The 13,522-nt window shown below is 64.3% G+C and carries 15 protein-coding genes and 1 tRNA gene; 8 read left to right on the top strand and 8 right to left on the bottom strand.

Annotation, left to right across the window (positions count from 1 at the left end):
- Positions 1-327: 327 nt before the first annotated feature.
- Both KBY66_RS12740 and KBY66_RS12735 read right to left on the bottom strand, forming a co-directional pair.
- Positions 328-963: a hypothetical protein gene (locus tag KBY66_RS12740; protein WP_255089965.1), complete on the bottom strand. Its 636-nt coding sequence runs from the start codon at positions 961-963 to the stop codon at positions 328-330.
- Positions 964-1,038: 75 nt separating this feature from the next.
- Positions 1,039-1,899, bottom strand: coding sequence for an archaeosortase/exosortase family protein (locus KBY66_RS12735; protein ID WP_255089964.1), 861 nt, complete (start codon positions 1,897-1,899; stop codon positions 1,039-1,041).
- 258 nt (positions 1,900-2,157) lie between these two features.
- Here KBY66_RS12735 and KBY66_RS12730 point away from each other — a divergent pair, with 258 nt between their 5' ends.
- On the top strand, positions 2,158-2,907 hold the full coding sequence (locus KBY66_RS12730) for a hypothetical protein (RefSeq protein WP_255089963.1): 750 nt from the start codon (positions 2,158-2,160) through the stop codon (positions 2,905-2,907).
- Between the two features lie 544 nt (positions 2,908-3,451).
- Here KBY66_RS12730 and KBY66_RS12725 read toward each other — a convergent pair.
- Entirely contained in the window at positions 3,452-4,123 is a 672-nt protein-coding gene (locus KBY66_RS12725) for a hypothetical protein (RefSeq protein ID WP_255089962.1), read from the bottom strand.
- A 455-nt stretch (positions 4,124-4,578) separates the two neighbouring features.
- Between KBY66_RS12725 and KBY66_RS12720 the strand changes: the two genes are divergently transcribed.
- Genes KBY66_RS12720 through KBY66_RS12710 form a run of 3 tightly spaced genes read left to right on the top strand, consistent with a single transcriptional unit; the run spans position 4,579 to position 7,162 of the window.
- Positions 4,579-4,917, top strand: a complete 339-nt coding sequence (locus tag KBY66_RS12720) for a histidine triad nucleotide-binding protein (RefSeq protein WP_255089961.1) — start codon at positions 4,579-4,581, stop codon at positions 4,915-4,917.
- A gap of 35 nt (positions 4,918-4,952) precedes the next feature.
- Positions 4,953-6,938, top strand: coding sequence for an ABC transporter ATP-binding protein/permease (locus KBY66_RS12715; RefSeq protein ID WP_255089959.1), 1,986 nt, complete (start codon positions 4,953-4,955; stop codon positions 6,936-6,938).
- Between the two features lie 53 nt (positions 6,939-6,991).
- Positions 6,992-7,162 carry a chlorophyll a/b-binding protein gene (locus KBY66_RS12710; protein ID WP_255089999.1) on the top strand — a complete coding sequence of 57 codons (171 nt, stop codon included), beginning with the start codon at positions 6,992-6,994 and terminating at the stop codon, positions 7,160-7,162.
- Here the strand turns inward: KBY66_RS12710 and KBY66_RS12705 are convergent.
- The 4 genes from KBY66_RS12705 to psbX all read right to left on the bottom strand — a co-directional run bounded on the left by KBY66_RS12705 (position 7,159) and on the right by psbX (position 9,367).
- Positions 7,159-7,641: a TolB family protein gene (locus KBY66_RS12705; RefSeq protein WP_255089958.1), complete on the bottom strand. Its 483-nt coding sequence runs from the start codon at positions 7,639-7,641 to the stop codon at positions 7,159-7,161. The two genes, KBY66_RS12710 and KBY66_RS12705, sit on opposite strands and share 4 nt — an antisense overlap.
- The gene (locus KBY66_RS12700; RefSeq protein ID WP_255089957.1) at positions 7,638-8,168 is read right to left on the bottom strand and encodes a TolB family protein; all 531 of its coding nucleotides are present in this window, start codon (positions 8,166-8,168) and stop codon (positions 7,638-7,640) included. The genes KBY66_RS12705 and KBY66_RS12700 overlap by 4 nt, the downstream gene beginning before the upstream one ends.
- 17 nt (positions 8,169-8,185) lie before the next feature.
- The gene (locus tag KBY66_RS12695) at positions 8,186-9,136 is read right to left on the bottom strand and encodes a Ycf66 family protein (protein WP_255089955.1); all 951 of its coding nucleotides are present in this window, start codon (positions 9,134-9,136) and stop codon (positions 8,186-8,188) included.
- A 108-nt stretch (positions 9,137-9,244) separates the two neighbouring features.
- Complete coding sequence (psbX, locus tag KBY66_RS12690; RefSeq protein WP_255089953.1) at positions 9,245-9,367, bottom strand: photosystem II reaction center X protein; 123 nt, start codon at positions 9,365-9,367, stop codon at positions 9,245-9,247.
- A gap of 76 nt (positions 9,368-9,443) precedes the next feature.
- Between psbX and KBY66_RS12685 the strand changes: the two genes are divergently transcribed.
- The gene (locus KBY66_RS12685; protein ID WP_255089952.1) at positions 9,444-9,776 is read left to right on the top strand and encodes a YggT family protein; all 333 of its coding nucleotides are present in this window, start codon (positions 9,444-9,446) and stop codon (positions 9,774-9,776) included.
- On the opposite strand, the gene accC is transcribed toward KBY66_RS12685, so the two are convergent.
- Positions 9,773-11,122 (bottom strand): acetyl-CoA carboxylase biotin carboxylase subunit, encoded by a 1,350-nt coding sequence (accC, locus tag KBY66_RS12680; RefSeq protein WP_255089951.1) that lies wholly within the window; start codon positions 11,120-11,122, stop codon positions 9,773-9,775. The genes KBY66_RS12685 and accC overlap by 4 nt on opposite strands.
- 125 nt (positions 11,123-11,247) lie before the next feature.
- Between accC and KBY66_RS12675 the strand changes: the two genes are divergently transcribed.
- The 3 genes from KBY66_RS12675 to msrB all read left to right on the top strand — a co-directional run bounded on the left by KBY66_RS12675 (position 11,248) and on the right by msrB (position 13,093).
- A tRNA-Leu gene (locus tag KBY66_RS12675) sits at positions 11,248-11,329 on the top strand.
- Positions 11,330-11,363: 34 nt separating this feature from the next.
- Entirely contained in the window at positions 11,364-12,632 is a 1,269-nt protein-coding gene (locus KBY66_RS12670; RefSeq protein ID WP_255089950.1) for a glycosyl transferase, read from the top strand.
- A gap of 32 nt (positions 12,633-12,664) precedes the next feature.
- Positions 12,665-13,093 carry a peptide-methionine (R)-S-oxide reductase MsrB gene (gene msrB / locus KBY66_RS12665; RefSeq protein ID WP_255089949.1) on the top strand — a complete coding sequence of 143 codons (429 nt, stop codon included), beginning with the start codon at positions 12,665-12,667 and terminating at the stop codon, positions 13,091-13,093.
- The last annotated feature ends 429 nt before the right edge of the window (positions 13,094-13,522 follow it).

Below are 13,522 nucleotides of genomic sequence, written 5' to 3'. Positions count from 1 at the left end.
CTGGTCGGCGGTCAGAGGGCTCTTGGGGCCTTAAGGTAAATTCCTTCGATTTTTACATCGGGCCAATTTTGGAGCAGCCCCTCAAAGCTGGTCGAGGTCGGTAGCGTCAGAGACGGAGTCTGGCAGAGCGGTAGAGAAAGGTGCAAAGCGATCCCATTGCTCAAAGCCCTGGCCCGAGCGGTTGTAACACTATTTCAATCGGACCGGGGTGCTGCCTCCACGCCGCCCTCAGAAATGCTAACGATGCCTTGGCTTGTTATCGGGTCAGCTCAGGGCCCGCTCTGCCCCCTGAGCAGTGACGTCGCCTCAAGTCCTTGTGTCTTGGATTTAAAAAAGGGCCGAAGAGTTGCGTGTCATCTTGGTGAGGTGTGCAGCCAGGCTGGGGCGTAGCTGTTTCCAGGTTCTAATCAGTTCAGCCGCTGCATCCTTCTCGTTCTGAGGAACTTGTAGCGTCACCAGAAGGCATTGATGGATGCGATTCTGCCTTAAGCCGAGTATCCGCAAAAGTTGTTGTTGCCTGCTGAGTAGAGGCTCCTCAAACGAAAGGGCGAAGAAGGATTTTTGGGTGACAACTCCATTCCCCTTCTCTCTGAGGCAGGTTTGCAAGGCTGGCTTACCCATGATCTGTCCCTTGGCCAGTTCATCGTCATTAAGAACATTCAGCGTCCGCTGCTTAATCTCCAAGGCGCTGATGCCGGCGGTGACATCGGCCACCTGAAAGGCGCGCCAGTTCCTTGGCTCCAGCAGCCTGATACGAAGCAGGATGTCTCTCCTGGCATCAGGCTGTATTGGCTCCTTCACAGTTCCCAGTGGAATCGAAAACTCATGGAGGGCGCTCTGGGCCACGGTTGCCGAGCCCAGTGCGGGCAACAGCAAGCGATGGGATGCCACCCGCTTCCCCTGCAGGGCCAAGAGATCGATTCCGGTGGCATTGATCCTTGGCCAGCGGGGGAAAACGATCACCTGAAGCAGGCCAACACTTACGGTGGCTGCGGCTGTGGCTAGGCAGGCTCGAACGTACGGATCACGCAAAGCAGATCAGGAGGCCAGCTCTCGATCTAGCACCTTTAGATAACTCCAGGAGAACAGGAAGACGGCCATCAAAGAAAAGATCAGCGATCCTTCACCATCATGGAAAAAATCAAACCACCAATGATCACCTGACTCTCCAGCCTCTTCACTGTAAACCATAACATTGAGAAGGGCGATCCGAAAGGTGTTGCACAGAATGGCAATCAATGGAGCAATCAGAAGAATCAGGGCTTGATGATGACCTTTGCGCAATGGGAAAGCCAGCAAGAAGATCACAGCGATGGCCATCACCTGCGACATCTGCTCATAGCCAGTGCAGGGGCCAGCAACAGTAACGGAGGCTTGCTGGTTGATTGTGACGACCCTGCCGACATTGGTGGCATCAAAACCAAGGATGTTGAGCCATGCTTGAGCCATCCTGGCGGTAATGATGCTGAAGGCACCCTCGGGGTAAAAACGTCTACCAAGCAATGACAGGGGAACCAGGGAAAGAATCAGAAGCTGTTGCCAGAACACAGCTACCAATCGAATTGGCTTGCAGAAAAAGGCGAGCGCGATGACTTGCAGCACACCGATGATGTAGATCATGCTGTCTCGATCCAGGATCAGGGAACTTCGCATCAAGCACCAGATGAGAATTAACGCTCCAGTCAACAGCGATGCCCAGGATGGACTCGGCCTCAGGGAGTCCAGGCGATCTTCCATGCAGGTCAGGGCTCCCCACCAGCACAACAATGTAAAGACCATCAAGGAGGGTGCTGCTTGGGTGGCTTGTATCACCCAGAGGTTGTGGAGGGCTACCAGGCCAGCGGTGAGCAGCCAGAAGTTTCTCGATGTTCTCGCCGGAATCTTCAGGGTGTGAAGCATGGACGATGGAGGGTGCCGATGTTGGTCGGTCGCGTTGGGCTAAAACCTTTTATTGTGGGAATTTTAGCAGAAGGCGATGGGTTTTATCAATGTCAGGGGTCGAGCCAGGCCGCATGTGCACAGCTAGTCTTTACAAGACGCTGATATCAAGTTCATCCTCAGCTCATGTTCTTCTATTCTAAAGTATGATTGGGCCTAAGGTTGCTCAAATCACGCCACCCGGCGCGACGCAACTGCTTGTTTTTTTGTTGGTGCTCCATGGATCCAATTGAGTTTGAGGTGGAAGTGAGGCTTCGGCGGCGCCAGCGTTTGGAGATTGCCACTCTGCTCTACTGGACCGGGTTTGCCCTTCTCGGGGCTTATGCTGCAACAATCCTGGCCTTATTCTGGCCGGTTCTGTTCTATCTATCTGCTTGGCAGTTGCGGCTCAGCGCTACCCTGAGGGAAGGTGCTTTTTTGCCATTGCTCGGAGCCACCTTGGTCGTGCTTGCGGGCTTCATGAAGCCCTCCGTTGTAATGTTCGTCCGTTCGATGCGGCGTGTGCGTGCACTGTCGATCTGGGCTGCGTTCGGCTTTGTCCTGTTGATCCCTCTACAAACCTATGCGGGAGCGAATCAGCTTCGCAGCGCGGGCGAGGATGCCAACAGGAGGTTGCAACAGCTCAGCCAGGCCAGCAAAGCTATTGAAAGCTCTACCACCGAGCTTGCCCTGCGGCAAGCCATCCTTCAGCTTCCCGGCATCTCCGCCCCTCAGCTGCCCGACCGTTTCGCCCAAGAGCTCCCCCAGGTGCGTGCACGGCTCAGTGATGTCCTGCGGCCACAGATCAAGGCAGCAGAGAAGAAGGTAAAATCCGAACTCTCCAAGAGTTGGCAGAACTGGCTGCTGAAGGCCATTCGTGATGCGCTAGTGGCTGGCTTCTTTGCGGTTGGCTTTGCGGGGATCGGCCAGTCGGCCCCCCAGCGCCCCACCTTGCTGATGCGCATCGCTTCCCTGCCCCAGTTCCGTTGACGGGGGATTCCCGTCCATAGCCCGGAGCGACGTTCGCTTCGGCGACCTCCAGACCCCGACGGTTGGCGCCGATTCCACCGTGCCAACATCAAACCAACCGCCCGGGGACACCGCACCAATTCCTCGCATGTCCCACCCCCGCCAGTGCCCACCACGATCTTCGGGCGCATCCTGCGGTGAGCCAGCCATCTCCATCTCCTTGGTCAGCAGGTATCTAAAAGGTAGAGACCTGCTGACCGTCAGGCGCCCATGAAGGTTCCGTCATGGGGCCAGCCTTGCATTCTGAGTCTGGCGCTGCTGTTGGTTAGCATCCAGCCCAGTGAAGCACCAGCCCATCCTGACTCGGGGGCACCCCGAGCGGGAACGGGGAGATCGAAACTTCCAGCCAACACACCCATCCCGTTCTGCTCCAAGGTGGGCGAAGGGTTGCCCAGAGCCAGAGGTGAAATGGAGACACAAGAAAAGACCCTTGCTTTTCGCAGGGCCTAACTACAATCTTGATCAGGGATCACTGATTCGACCGACCAACACGAACAAACCTGGATCAGGCCTGGTTGCGTGTTTTGATGCGGCTGCGAAGTTTGCGGCTGAAGCCGAAAGCGAAGCCGGCGCCAAGGATGGGAAGGGGTGCTGGGACTTGGACTTGCTGGACTTGTTCGAAAGAGGTTGTCACGCTGGAAATAGTACCTCCGTTGGAGTTGTACACATTGGCGACATTCAAGATTGTCGGCGCACCTGCTCCTGGGCTTGAGTCAGGAGTTCCATTGGTGCTCGTCAGCACGACGGGAGGGGAGAATCCCGTAAAAGTGGCAGTCAGAACTTCATTAGGAGCAAAAGGATTAACATCTGTGTCAAGGGCAACCGCTTCGAAGGCGAAGCTTGGATCTGTGATGATTGCGTCGTAGTTGAGAGTAAATGTAGAAGTAGAGTCAAACGTCCCAAAACTCAAATTCAATGCATAGTTCTGGCCAAGCCCACTGGCGGTTACTGTTGCAAGCCCAGGATCGGTTATACCAGAAGATGATGTGAAGATAAATTGTTTATCGTCACAGGTGAGCACAGTGCCGGTAGACCAATCGCTGAAGGGGACAACGTCATTGCAGGCCGCCCGAGCCGAGCCAGCCGTTAACAAGGAGCCGGCTCCGCCGAGCAGGGCGGCACCAACGAGAACCCTGGGGAGGGCTGACTTGAGGCCAATGAAGGATGGGGAGCTCATGAGCCTGAACCTCAGGGGATGGCGAGCATTGGAGCCGTTCCAAAGAACGTATCCATCCAATTTGTTAGAATCTTAGCGGATGTGTCAATGCCAATGCCCGCTGTGCCGATGCAAAGGCCTTTCATCAGCTGCCTCCACTTCAGCATCTCCTGTCGGCGCCAGCCGTGCCCTCCCGATTCCAGGCCAGTGCTGGCCTGCTGATCTTCTCCAGCCCCGGGGGCGCAAATCAACTCCGCAGCGCCTGCGACGGATGCCGGCCGCAGGCCGCAACTTCTGAGGCAGGCCATCCTCCAGCTTCCATGCATCTCAGCCCCTCAGCTGCCGGATGGCTTCAACCAAGTGGTTCGCCAGGTGCGTGCACGGCTCGGTGATGCCCTGCGCTGCCGCACCGTGCCAACATCAAACCAACCGCCCGGGGACACCGCACCAGTTCCCCGCCTGTCCCACCCCCGCCAGTGACCACCACGATCTTCGGGCGCATCTTGCGGGGAGAGATTCCCTGCGATCAGGTCTACGACGACGATCTCTGCCTGGCCTTCCGGGATGTGCAGCCCCAGGCGCCGGTGCATGTCCTGGTGATTCCGCGCCACCCCCTGGTGAACCTGGCTGACGCCGGCGAGGCCGACCAGGCCCTGCTGGGCCACCTGCTTCTGGTGGCGGCCAAGGTGGCCCGGCTGGAGGGGTTGGACGCCTGGCGCACGGTGATCAACTCGGGCGCCGAGGCCGGCCAGAGCGTGTTCCATCTCCATCTGCATGTGATCGGGGGCCGCCCCCTGGCCTGGCCGCCCGGATAGGCCAACGGCGACAATGGCGCCAGATGGATCGGTCCATGAGTGTCCTGAAGGGTTTCCGCGACCAGCTCGGCAAGCTGCAGCGCCTGGCCCAGCCCTACTTCCTTCCCCTGGAGGAGAGCAGTTCCTGGCAGTTCCTGTTGCTGGTGGTGTCCCTGCTGGCGGTGGTGGTGGGCCTCACCCTGCTGCTGCTCACCGCGGCGGTGGCGATCAGCGGCAGCCTGATTCCCGAGCTGCGCAGCCGTTTCCTGCCGGGGGTCCCCGAGCAGGTGGCCGCCCTCTGGAGCGGGCCGATCGGGCCGCTGATCATGGCCCTGTTCGCCGCCGGGCTGGTGGCCTTCGGCAGCCTGCGGGCCAAGTTGCGCCAGGGCCGCTGGTTGCCCTGGCTGCTGATGGGGGTGATCGCCCTGCTGATCCTGGTGATCAACGGCATCAACGTGGGCATCAGCTTCATTGCCCGCAATGTCGACAACGCCCTGGTGGCCTACGACCAGGACGGCTTCTGGAAGATCGTGGCGATCTACGCCTTCTGCCTGGTGCTGGCCTTGCCGATCCGGGCGATCCAGAGTTACCTGATCCCGAAACTCGGCCTGCTGTGGCGCAAGTGGCTGAGCACCCGCCTGCTGGGCCGCTACCTTTCCAACAGGGCCTACTACGTCCTCAATCCCAACGACGAATCGATCGAGGAGATCGATAACCCGGACCAGCGGATCTCCCAGGACACGGCCAGCTTCACCGGCACCAGCCTGAGTGTGACCGTGGAGATCCTGGCGGCCCTGCTCACCTTCGTGAGCTTCGTGATCGTGCTGTGGAACATCAGCGTGAATCTCGCCGTTTTGCTGCTGGTGTATTCCGTGGGCGGCACGGCTCTGATCGTGTTTGCTAGCCGCAAACTGGTGGCCCTCAACTACCAGCAGCTCAAGCTGGAGGCGGATTTCCGCTACGGCCTCGTCCACATCCGCGACAACGCCGAATCGATCGCCTTCTATCGCGGTGAAAACCAGGAGGGCAAGGAGGCCGAGCGCCGCCTGGGCGGGGCGATCGTCAACTACGACCGCCTGATCATCTGGGAAGCCCTGATTCAGGTGATCCAGCGCTCCTACGACTACTTCTCCCGCTTCCTGCCCTGGCTGGTGATCGCCCCCGTTTACTTCGCCAAAGAGGTGGATTTCGGTGTGTTCGGCCAGGCCAGCATCGCCTTCTCCCAGGTGCTGTTCTCGGTCAGCTACATCGTCAACAACATCGATCGCCTGGCGGCCTTCTCGGCCAGCATCAGCCGGCTGGAGGGCTTTCAGGTCAAGGTCGACGAGATCAATGCCGCCGCCTCTCCCCAGGCTGGCGAGGAACCAGCTTTGGTCCCTGAAGCCCAGGGCACGATCCAGGTGATCCACGCCGACCTGGTTCCCCCCCGCAGCGACCGCCTGCTGATCCACGACATCAGCCTTGAGGTGGCCGCCAACCAGCGCCTGCTGGTGGTGGGTCCCAGCGGCTGTGGCAAGACCTCCTTCCTCCGCCTGGTCAGTGGCCTCTGGCCTCCTGCCGCTGGCTCGATCCGGCGTCCCCCCCTGGCGGAGTTGCTGTTCATTCCCCAGAAGCCCTACATGATCCTGGGCAGCCTGCGGGAGCAGCTCTGCTACCCCCAGCAGCCGGAGCGGTTCAGCGATGGCCATCTCCGCAACGTGCTCGAGGAGGTGCGGTTGCCGGAGCTGGTGAGCCGCTACCCCGATCTCGACATCAAGCAGGACTGGCAGCGGATCCTCTCGCTCGGCGAGCAGCAGCGCCTCGCCTTCGCCCGGCTGCTGCTCAATTCCCCCCGCTTCGTGGTGCTCGACGAGGCCACCAGTGCCCTCGACGTCACCACGGAAAAGCACCTCTATGCCTTGTTGATCGAGCGGGAGATCGCCTTCGTGAGCGTTGGTCACCGCCCCACCCTCGCCGCCTTCCATGACACCGTTCTGGAACTGGATGGCAACGGCAACTGGCGCCTGCTGCCGGCCGCCGGCTATGACTTCAACCGCGCCTGAACCCTGTGAAATCCAGCAACTCCCCCGGGCCTTCTGCCCAGCCTTCAGGCCAGCTGCCTGGCCAGCCCCCAACCGAGATTCCGCCCGAGGACCCGGCCTTCGGTTGGAGCGCCTACGCCGAGCGCATCAACGGCCGCTTCGCCATGCTCGGCTTTGCCGCCGTGCTGCTGATCGAGGCCCTCAGCGGTGACACCTTCCTGCACTGGGCGGGCCTGGTGCCCTAAGGCAGCTCCAGCAGATCAACCTGCCAGATCCCGCCCCGGCTCACCTGGACTGCCAGGAGGCGACCATCCCCACTGAGGCTCACCTGGCGCGGCACCCCGGCAGGCTCCACGGGCAGAAGCTGAAACCCCTGGATCGAGCGGCGGTACAGGCCCAGTTCGGTGCGGCCCTCCCGCTGCCGCACCAGCGCCAGCCGCTCACCGCTGCCATCCACGCTGACGCTCAACGGTTGGGCATCGGGCCGGTTCAGGCCCGGCACGGGAACCGGTCGGTTGGTGCGTAGATCCACCAGAAGCACCAGCTCGCGGCCTTGCCGACCACTGATCAAGGCCAGCCACTCCCCGGCCAGGGAGGGCTCGCGTCCCGTGCCAGCTTGCTCCAGGGCCTGGTTGATCGGCCCCAGCTGCCGCAGGGGGGAGGCGCTGCAGCCGGCCAGACCGACCAGCAGCAGCCCTGCGACCAGGACCAGCTGTCTCGTCATCGCCCTGGCACCGCCAGTCCCGCCGGCAGGTCGGGCTCGAGCAGGCCGCTGAGATCGAACACCTCCACCCGCCGTTGGCCGCCGTTCACCAACTGCACGGCCAGACGGCGGCCGTCCGGGGCCAGGCTGAGTCGCTCGGGCTCCTGGCCGCCCGGAAGGGGAAGGGGAAGGGGCCGGCCGGTGGCGCGGTCCTCGATCACCACCAGGCGCCGTTCACCCCGCTGCACGATCACCGCCAGGTAGCGGCCTCTCCAGCTGAGCGTGGGGGAGCTGTGGGGCTGCTGGCCATTCAGCGTGCGCAGGGGCAGCACCCTGCCGCTTTCACGCTCCTGAAGCAGCAGGCTGCTGCGGCCATCGCGCTCGACCAGGCTGGCCAGCAGCCGACCATCGCCACTCAGGGCTGGGTCCTGCCGGCTCTGGAGGCCGAAGCCGACGGGTGGCGCCGGGCGCCGGTTCAGCCCCCAGGGGCCGCTGCAGCCCAGCAGGGCGAAAGGGATCAGGGCCAGGGCCACCAGGGATGGACCCATCACCGGCAGGGGCTGGCTCAGTCGTCGAAGCGTGAGCTGTTGTCTCGCGGCGGCGGCGTGCGGCCCTGGGCAACGGCACGGCCTGGGGAGGCTGGGCGGAGCGGGGTGTAATCGGCATCGCTGACCGCGGTGGCGCTGGCCTGGTCTCCGCGACCTTCGAGCCGGCCGGGACCCGGGGCACTGCGAAGCGGCGTGCCTTGGGGGACCCCGGGGGGTGTGGCGGGATCGGAGGGGTCCGGGGACCTCCGGCTGGAGCGGGGCAGGGAATCGGCACTGGACACCGGACGGCTGCCGCGGCGGGGTTCGGCGGTTCCGTCACGGTCCCGGCGGCGGTCGCCGAAGGCGTTGGCGGATGGGCTGCTAGCACCGGCGCTGAAGCGGGAGCGGGGGGAGGCCGGCGGGAACGGGTCGGGGCGGGGGCCGGTGGCGGTCACCGGTTCGTCAGTCCAGTCGCCGCGGTCGGCCGGGCGGCGGCTGGCGGCCCGTTCGGGGATGGCGGTGCGGGCCGGCGGCCGTCGCGGACGGTAGAAGTCCTCGTCCTGGGCCTGGGGGGGCTCGGTTTCGCGGGAGCGGATCCGCCGCCGCAGCGGTTGGGGCTCGTCAAGCCGGTCTGGATCCGCGGCCCAGTCGCCACCTCCCATGCGGCCCCGCTCCGGCAGAGGTTCGTCGTCATCGAAGAAGGAGGAGCGGCGCGCCTGCTCGGTGGTCACACCCCGCAGCCGCACGCTCTCGTAGGCGAAGAAGACGGTGGTGCCCGCCAGCAGGAACTGGCCGAACTGGAGGATCGGATCGAGCCGCCAGCCCTGGAAGAACAGGATGCCGCCGCAGAGCAGGCCGATGGCCGCGAAGAAGACGTCGTAGTCGCGGGCGAGGGCGGGCTTGAAGCTCCGCATGAAATACAGGAAGGCTCCACCGACGGCCAGCACGATGCCGACGATGCTTGCCCAGTTCAGGCTGGCATTAACCACGTCTGAAAATCCTCAGTCTGAAGGCCTGATCATGGTCTCGATGTCGGGACCCGTGACGACAGCTTAGGGACCTGGCCCGGAGCTGCCAGCCTTCGGGGGATGCAGGGCTCAGAGCTTGCGGTCCACCTGGTCGGTCTGGCTGATCAGGATCAGGGCCAGGGTGATCGGAACCACCACGATCACGGCGCCCCAACCGAGGCTGCTCAGGAAGTTGGAGAGGGAGGGAGTCATGGCGCTGGTAATCCGAATCGGATCCTAGGCAAAGGTGGTCGCTTCCTACGATGGGATCTCCCCTGCTTAGGGCTTTGTGACGGCCACTCCCGCGCTGCTGCGCCTGTTGCCCGCCCTGAACCTCCTGGTGGGCCTGCTGCTGGCGGCCTGGACCCTGCTGTTCCTCTTCCGCATCGTGCTGAGCTGGTACCCCCAGATCGACCTGAGCCAGGGGGTGATGCGGTTGATCGGAGCCCCCACCGAGCCCCTGCTGGTGGCGAGCCGGCGCTGGATTCAACCGATCGGCGGCGTCGATGTCACGCCGGTGATCTGGGTGGGGCTGATCAGCCTGCTGCGGGAACTCCTGGTGGGCCAGCAGGGCCTGCTCAGCCAGCTGGCCCAGCGGGGTGCGGCGCTGGCCTCAGGCTAAGGGACCAGCATCTCCTGCTCGACGAACTTGGTGTGCACCTCGCCCTGCTGGAACTCGGGCCGCTCCAGCAGGGCGAGATGGAATTCGATCGTGGTGGGGATGCCGGTGATGGCGCACTCGGTGAGGGCCCGCCGCATGCGCTTCAAGGCGGCGTCGCGGTCCTTGCCCCAGACAATCAGCTTGCCGATCAGCGAGTCGTAGAAGGGGGGAATTTCATAGCCAGTATAAACGTGGCTGTCGACCCGGACCCCCGGCCCGCCCGGGGGCAGCCAGCCGGTGATTCTGCCGGGGGCCGGGCGGAAGTTGTGCTGGGGATCCTCGGCGTTGATGCGGCACTCGATCGCGTGGCCACGAAGCTGGATGTCGTCCTGGCGCAGGGTGAGGGGTTCGCCGCCGGCGATCCGCAACTGTTCGGCGATCAGGTCGATACCGGTGACCATTTCGGTGACGGGATGCTCCACCTGAATGCGGGTGTTCATCTCCATGAAAAAGAAGTTGCCGTTCCGGTCGACCAGGAATTCCACGGTGCCTGCCCCCTCGTAGGTGATGCTGCGGGCGGCGGTGATCGCCGCCTCGCCCATGCGGCGGCGCAGCTCCGGATCGAGGGCGGGGCTGGGGGCCTCCTCCAGCAGTTTCTGGTGCCGGCGCTGAATTGAGCAGTCGCGCTCGCCGAGGTGCACGACGTTGCCGTGGCGATCGGCCAGCACCTGGATCTCCACGTGGCGGGGCCGATCGATGAACTGCTCGATGTAGAGGCCCGGGTTGCCGAAGGCCGCTTCCGCCTCCCCCTGGGCCGCCTTGAACAGTCCGTCGAGCTGGTCGGCGCGTTCGACCAGGCGCATGCCCCGGCCCCCACCGCCGGCGGTGGCCTTGATCATCACCGGGTAGCCCATGGCGGCGGCCAGCTCGGCGGCCTGGGCGGGATGCTCCAGCAGCCCGGCGCTGCCGGCGATCGTGGGCACGCCAACGCGTTGCATGGTGGCCTTGGCCGTGGCCTTGTCCCCCATGGCGCGGATCGCCTCGGCGGAGGGGCCCACGAAGGTGAGGCCGTGGGCGGTGCAGATCTCGGCGAAGCGATCGTTTTCGGCCAGGAAGCCGTAGCCGGGATGGATGGCATCGGCGCCGCGGGAGATCGCCGCCGCGATGATGTTGGGGATGTTGAGGTAGCTCTTGCTGCTCGGGGCCTCGCCGATGCAGACCGCCTCATCGGCCAGCTGCACGTGCAGGGCGTTGCGGTCCACCGTGCTGTAGACGGCCACGGTGGCGATGCCGATCTCCCGACAGGTTCGCAGGATGCGCAGGGCGATTTCGCCGCGGTTGGCGATCAGCAGCTTGCCGATGGGCATCCCTGGGGAATCTTGGCCGCTGCGGACTGTATCAGTCATGACTCTGGGCCCTGGCCCGGTGCGGGGGGCGGGGCGGGCGATCGGTATATTGACCAGCCGGAGGGAGCCTCGCTCCTGATGGCCACGCGGATGTGGTGGAATTGGTAGACACGCACGTTTGAGGGGCGTGTGGCTTCGGCCTTGCGAGTTCAAGTCTCGCCATCCGCATTTCTCTTCCTGACCGTTTGAGCAGGCAGCCAGCTTGACCAGGCAGCCCGCCGCCGCCGCGATCGTGCTGGTCTGCAATGGCCCCGGGGAACTGACCACCTGGGTCAGGCCGTTGGCCGACCAGCTCCATCGACAGTTGCCCCTGAGGCCCCTGGCTGCCGACGCCAGCAACAGCCTCAATCTGGTGCTGGTGCCCTGCCCGAATGCCACGGGCGCCGAACCCCAGGTGGCCAAGCGGCTGGGCCTGTTCGACGCCATCATTCCGGCGCGGCGCTTCTGGGCGCTGCTCTGGAATCCCCGCCGCTTCGGCCCCTGGCCGGCCCGGGGGGTGGTGGTGTTCCTGGGGGGTGATCAGTTCTGGACGGTGCTGCTCTCGGCCCGGCTGGGCTACCGCCATCTCACCTATGCCGAGTGGGTGGTCCGCTGGCCCCGCTGGAACGATCGGATTGCGGCGATGGGCCCGGAGGCGGCCGGGCGCCTCTCCCCCCGCTGGCGAGGGCGCTGCACCGTGGTGGGAGATCTGATGGCGGATCTCTCGGCGACGGCCCAGGCGGAGGATCCCCTGCCACCGGGTGACTGGGTGGCCCTGCTGCCCGGCTCGAAACGGGCCAAGCTGAGGGTGGGCATGCCGTTTCTGCTGGAAACCGCCGACCGCCTGGCGGCCCTGCGGCCGGGCTGCCGGTTCCTGCTGCCGGTGGCCCCCACCAGCTCGGTGGCGGAGCTGCTGCGCTACGGCGGTCCGGCCAACCCCCTGCAGGCCCACTACGGCAGCGGTGTGCCCCACCTGGCGGCGGTCGGTGCGGATGGGCGGCACTGGATCGAAACCGGCGCGGGCACGCGCATCCTGCTGGTTGAGCAGCATCCGGCCCATGGGCCCCTCAGCCAGTGCGCCCTGGCGCTGACGACGGTGGGGGCGAACACGGCGGAACTCGGGGCATTGGCGGTGCCGATGATCGTGCTGGTGCCCACCCAGCATCTGCATGTGATGCAGGCCTGGGATGGCTGGCTGGGGCTGGTGGCGCGGCTGCCGTTGCTGCGCTGGCTGATCGGCGTGGCCCTGACCGCCTGGCGGATGCGCCAGCGGGGTTTCCTGGCCTGGCCGAACATCTCCGCCGGTCGCAGCGTGGTGCCGGAGCGGGTCGGGGCGATCTGGCCGGAGCAGATCGCCGCGGAAGCCGCCGACTGGCTGGCCCACCCGGAACGGCTGGCGGGCCAACGTGATGACCTGCGCAGCCTGCGGGGCCGCCCCGGAGCAGTGGCGGCCCTGGCGGCGATGGTGCGGGAGCTGCTGCCTGCGGATTAGCCTAAGGACAAGCCCTTCTGACGCCCCGGCCCATGGCCAGCTCCGATTCAGTCTCCAGCGATCCAGCGCTGGCAGCAACGCCGCTGGCCGATCAGGACTGGCGCTCAAGGCTCACCCCCGAGCAGTACGAGGTGGCCCGCTGCGGCGGCACCGAGCGGGCCTTCACCGGGGTGTACTGGAACCACAAGCAGGCAGGTCAGTACCGCTGCGTCTGCTGCGGGGCCGGGCTGTTCAGCTCCCAGGCCAAGTTCGAGTCTGGCACCGGCTGGCCCAGCTTCTTCGACGGCCTCGATCCGGCGGCGATCACCACGGTCGAGGACCGCAGCCACGGCATGGTCCGCACCGAGATCCGCTGCGCCCGCTGCGAGGCCCACCTGGGCCACCTGTTCACCGATGGTCCCTCCCCCACCGGGATGCGCTACTGCGTGAACTCGGCCTCCCTCGATTTCAAACCTGACTGAGCCAGGCCAAGCCTCCGGGTCCAGCCTGGGCCATGGCGGCGGCTCAAGGCCGTCGATGCGGCCAGCCTTGAAGCGTCTCTCGCCTGCATTCCTCTGCGTGGCTGCCAGGCTGCGGTTTTCTGGGCTCCGACTGCCTGTCTTCAGAACGGCGCTGATCGATGCCCGTCTCATTGCCGTTCCTGGACAACGCGGTGTTCAGTTTCGGAAGCGCTGATCGGCTGCCGTTCGTCATCCAGAACCCAAACGTAGGGGTGTAATTGGGTTACAGATCCCTGCTTTGCGCTGTGCACTGCTTAGAGTACTTAGGGAAGCTCTGGACAACACGTCCGCATAGCCAGTCGCGGTCCACCAATTGTTCGGATTGGACTATTTCAGCAGAGATCAGGCTGGAATGAGCCTGATCTCACCATGTTTGGGGACTGGCCCGCT

Origin of the sequence: Synechococcus sp. Tobar12-5m-g (assembly GCF_024345415.1) — a bacterium.
GTDB lineage: Bacteria > Cyanobacteriota > Cyanobacteriia > PCC-6307 > Cyanobiaceae > Regnicoccus.
The sequence above is the reverse complement of the archived record's forward strand: the minus strand, read 5'-3'. Positions and strand labels throughout refer to the sequence as shown.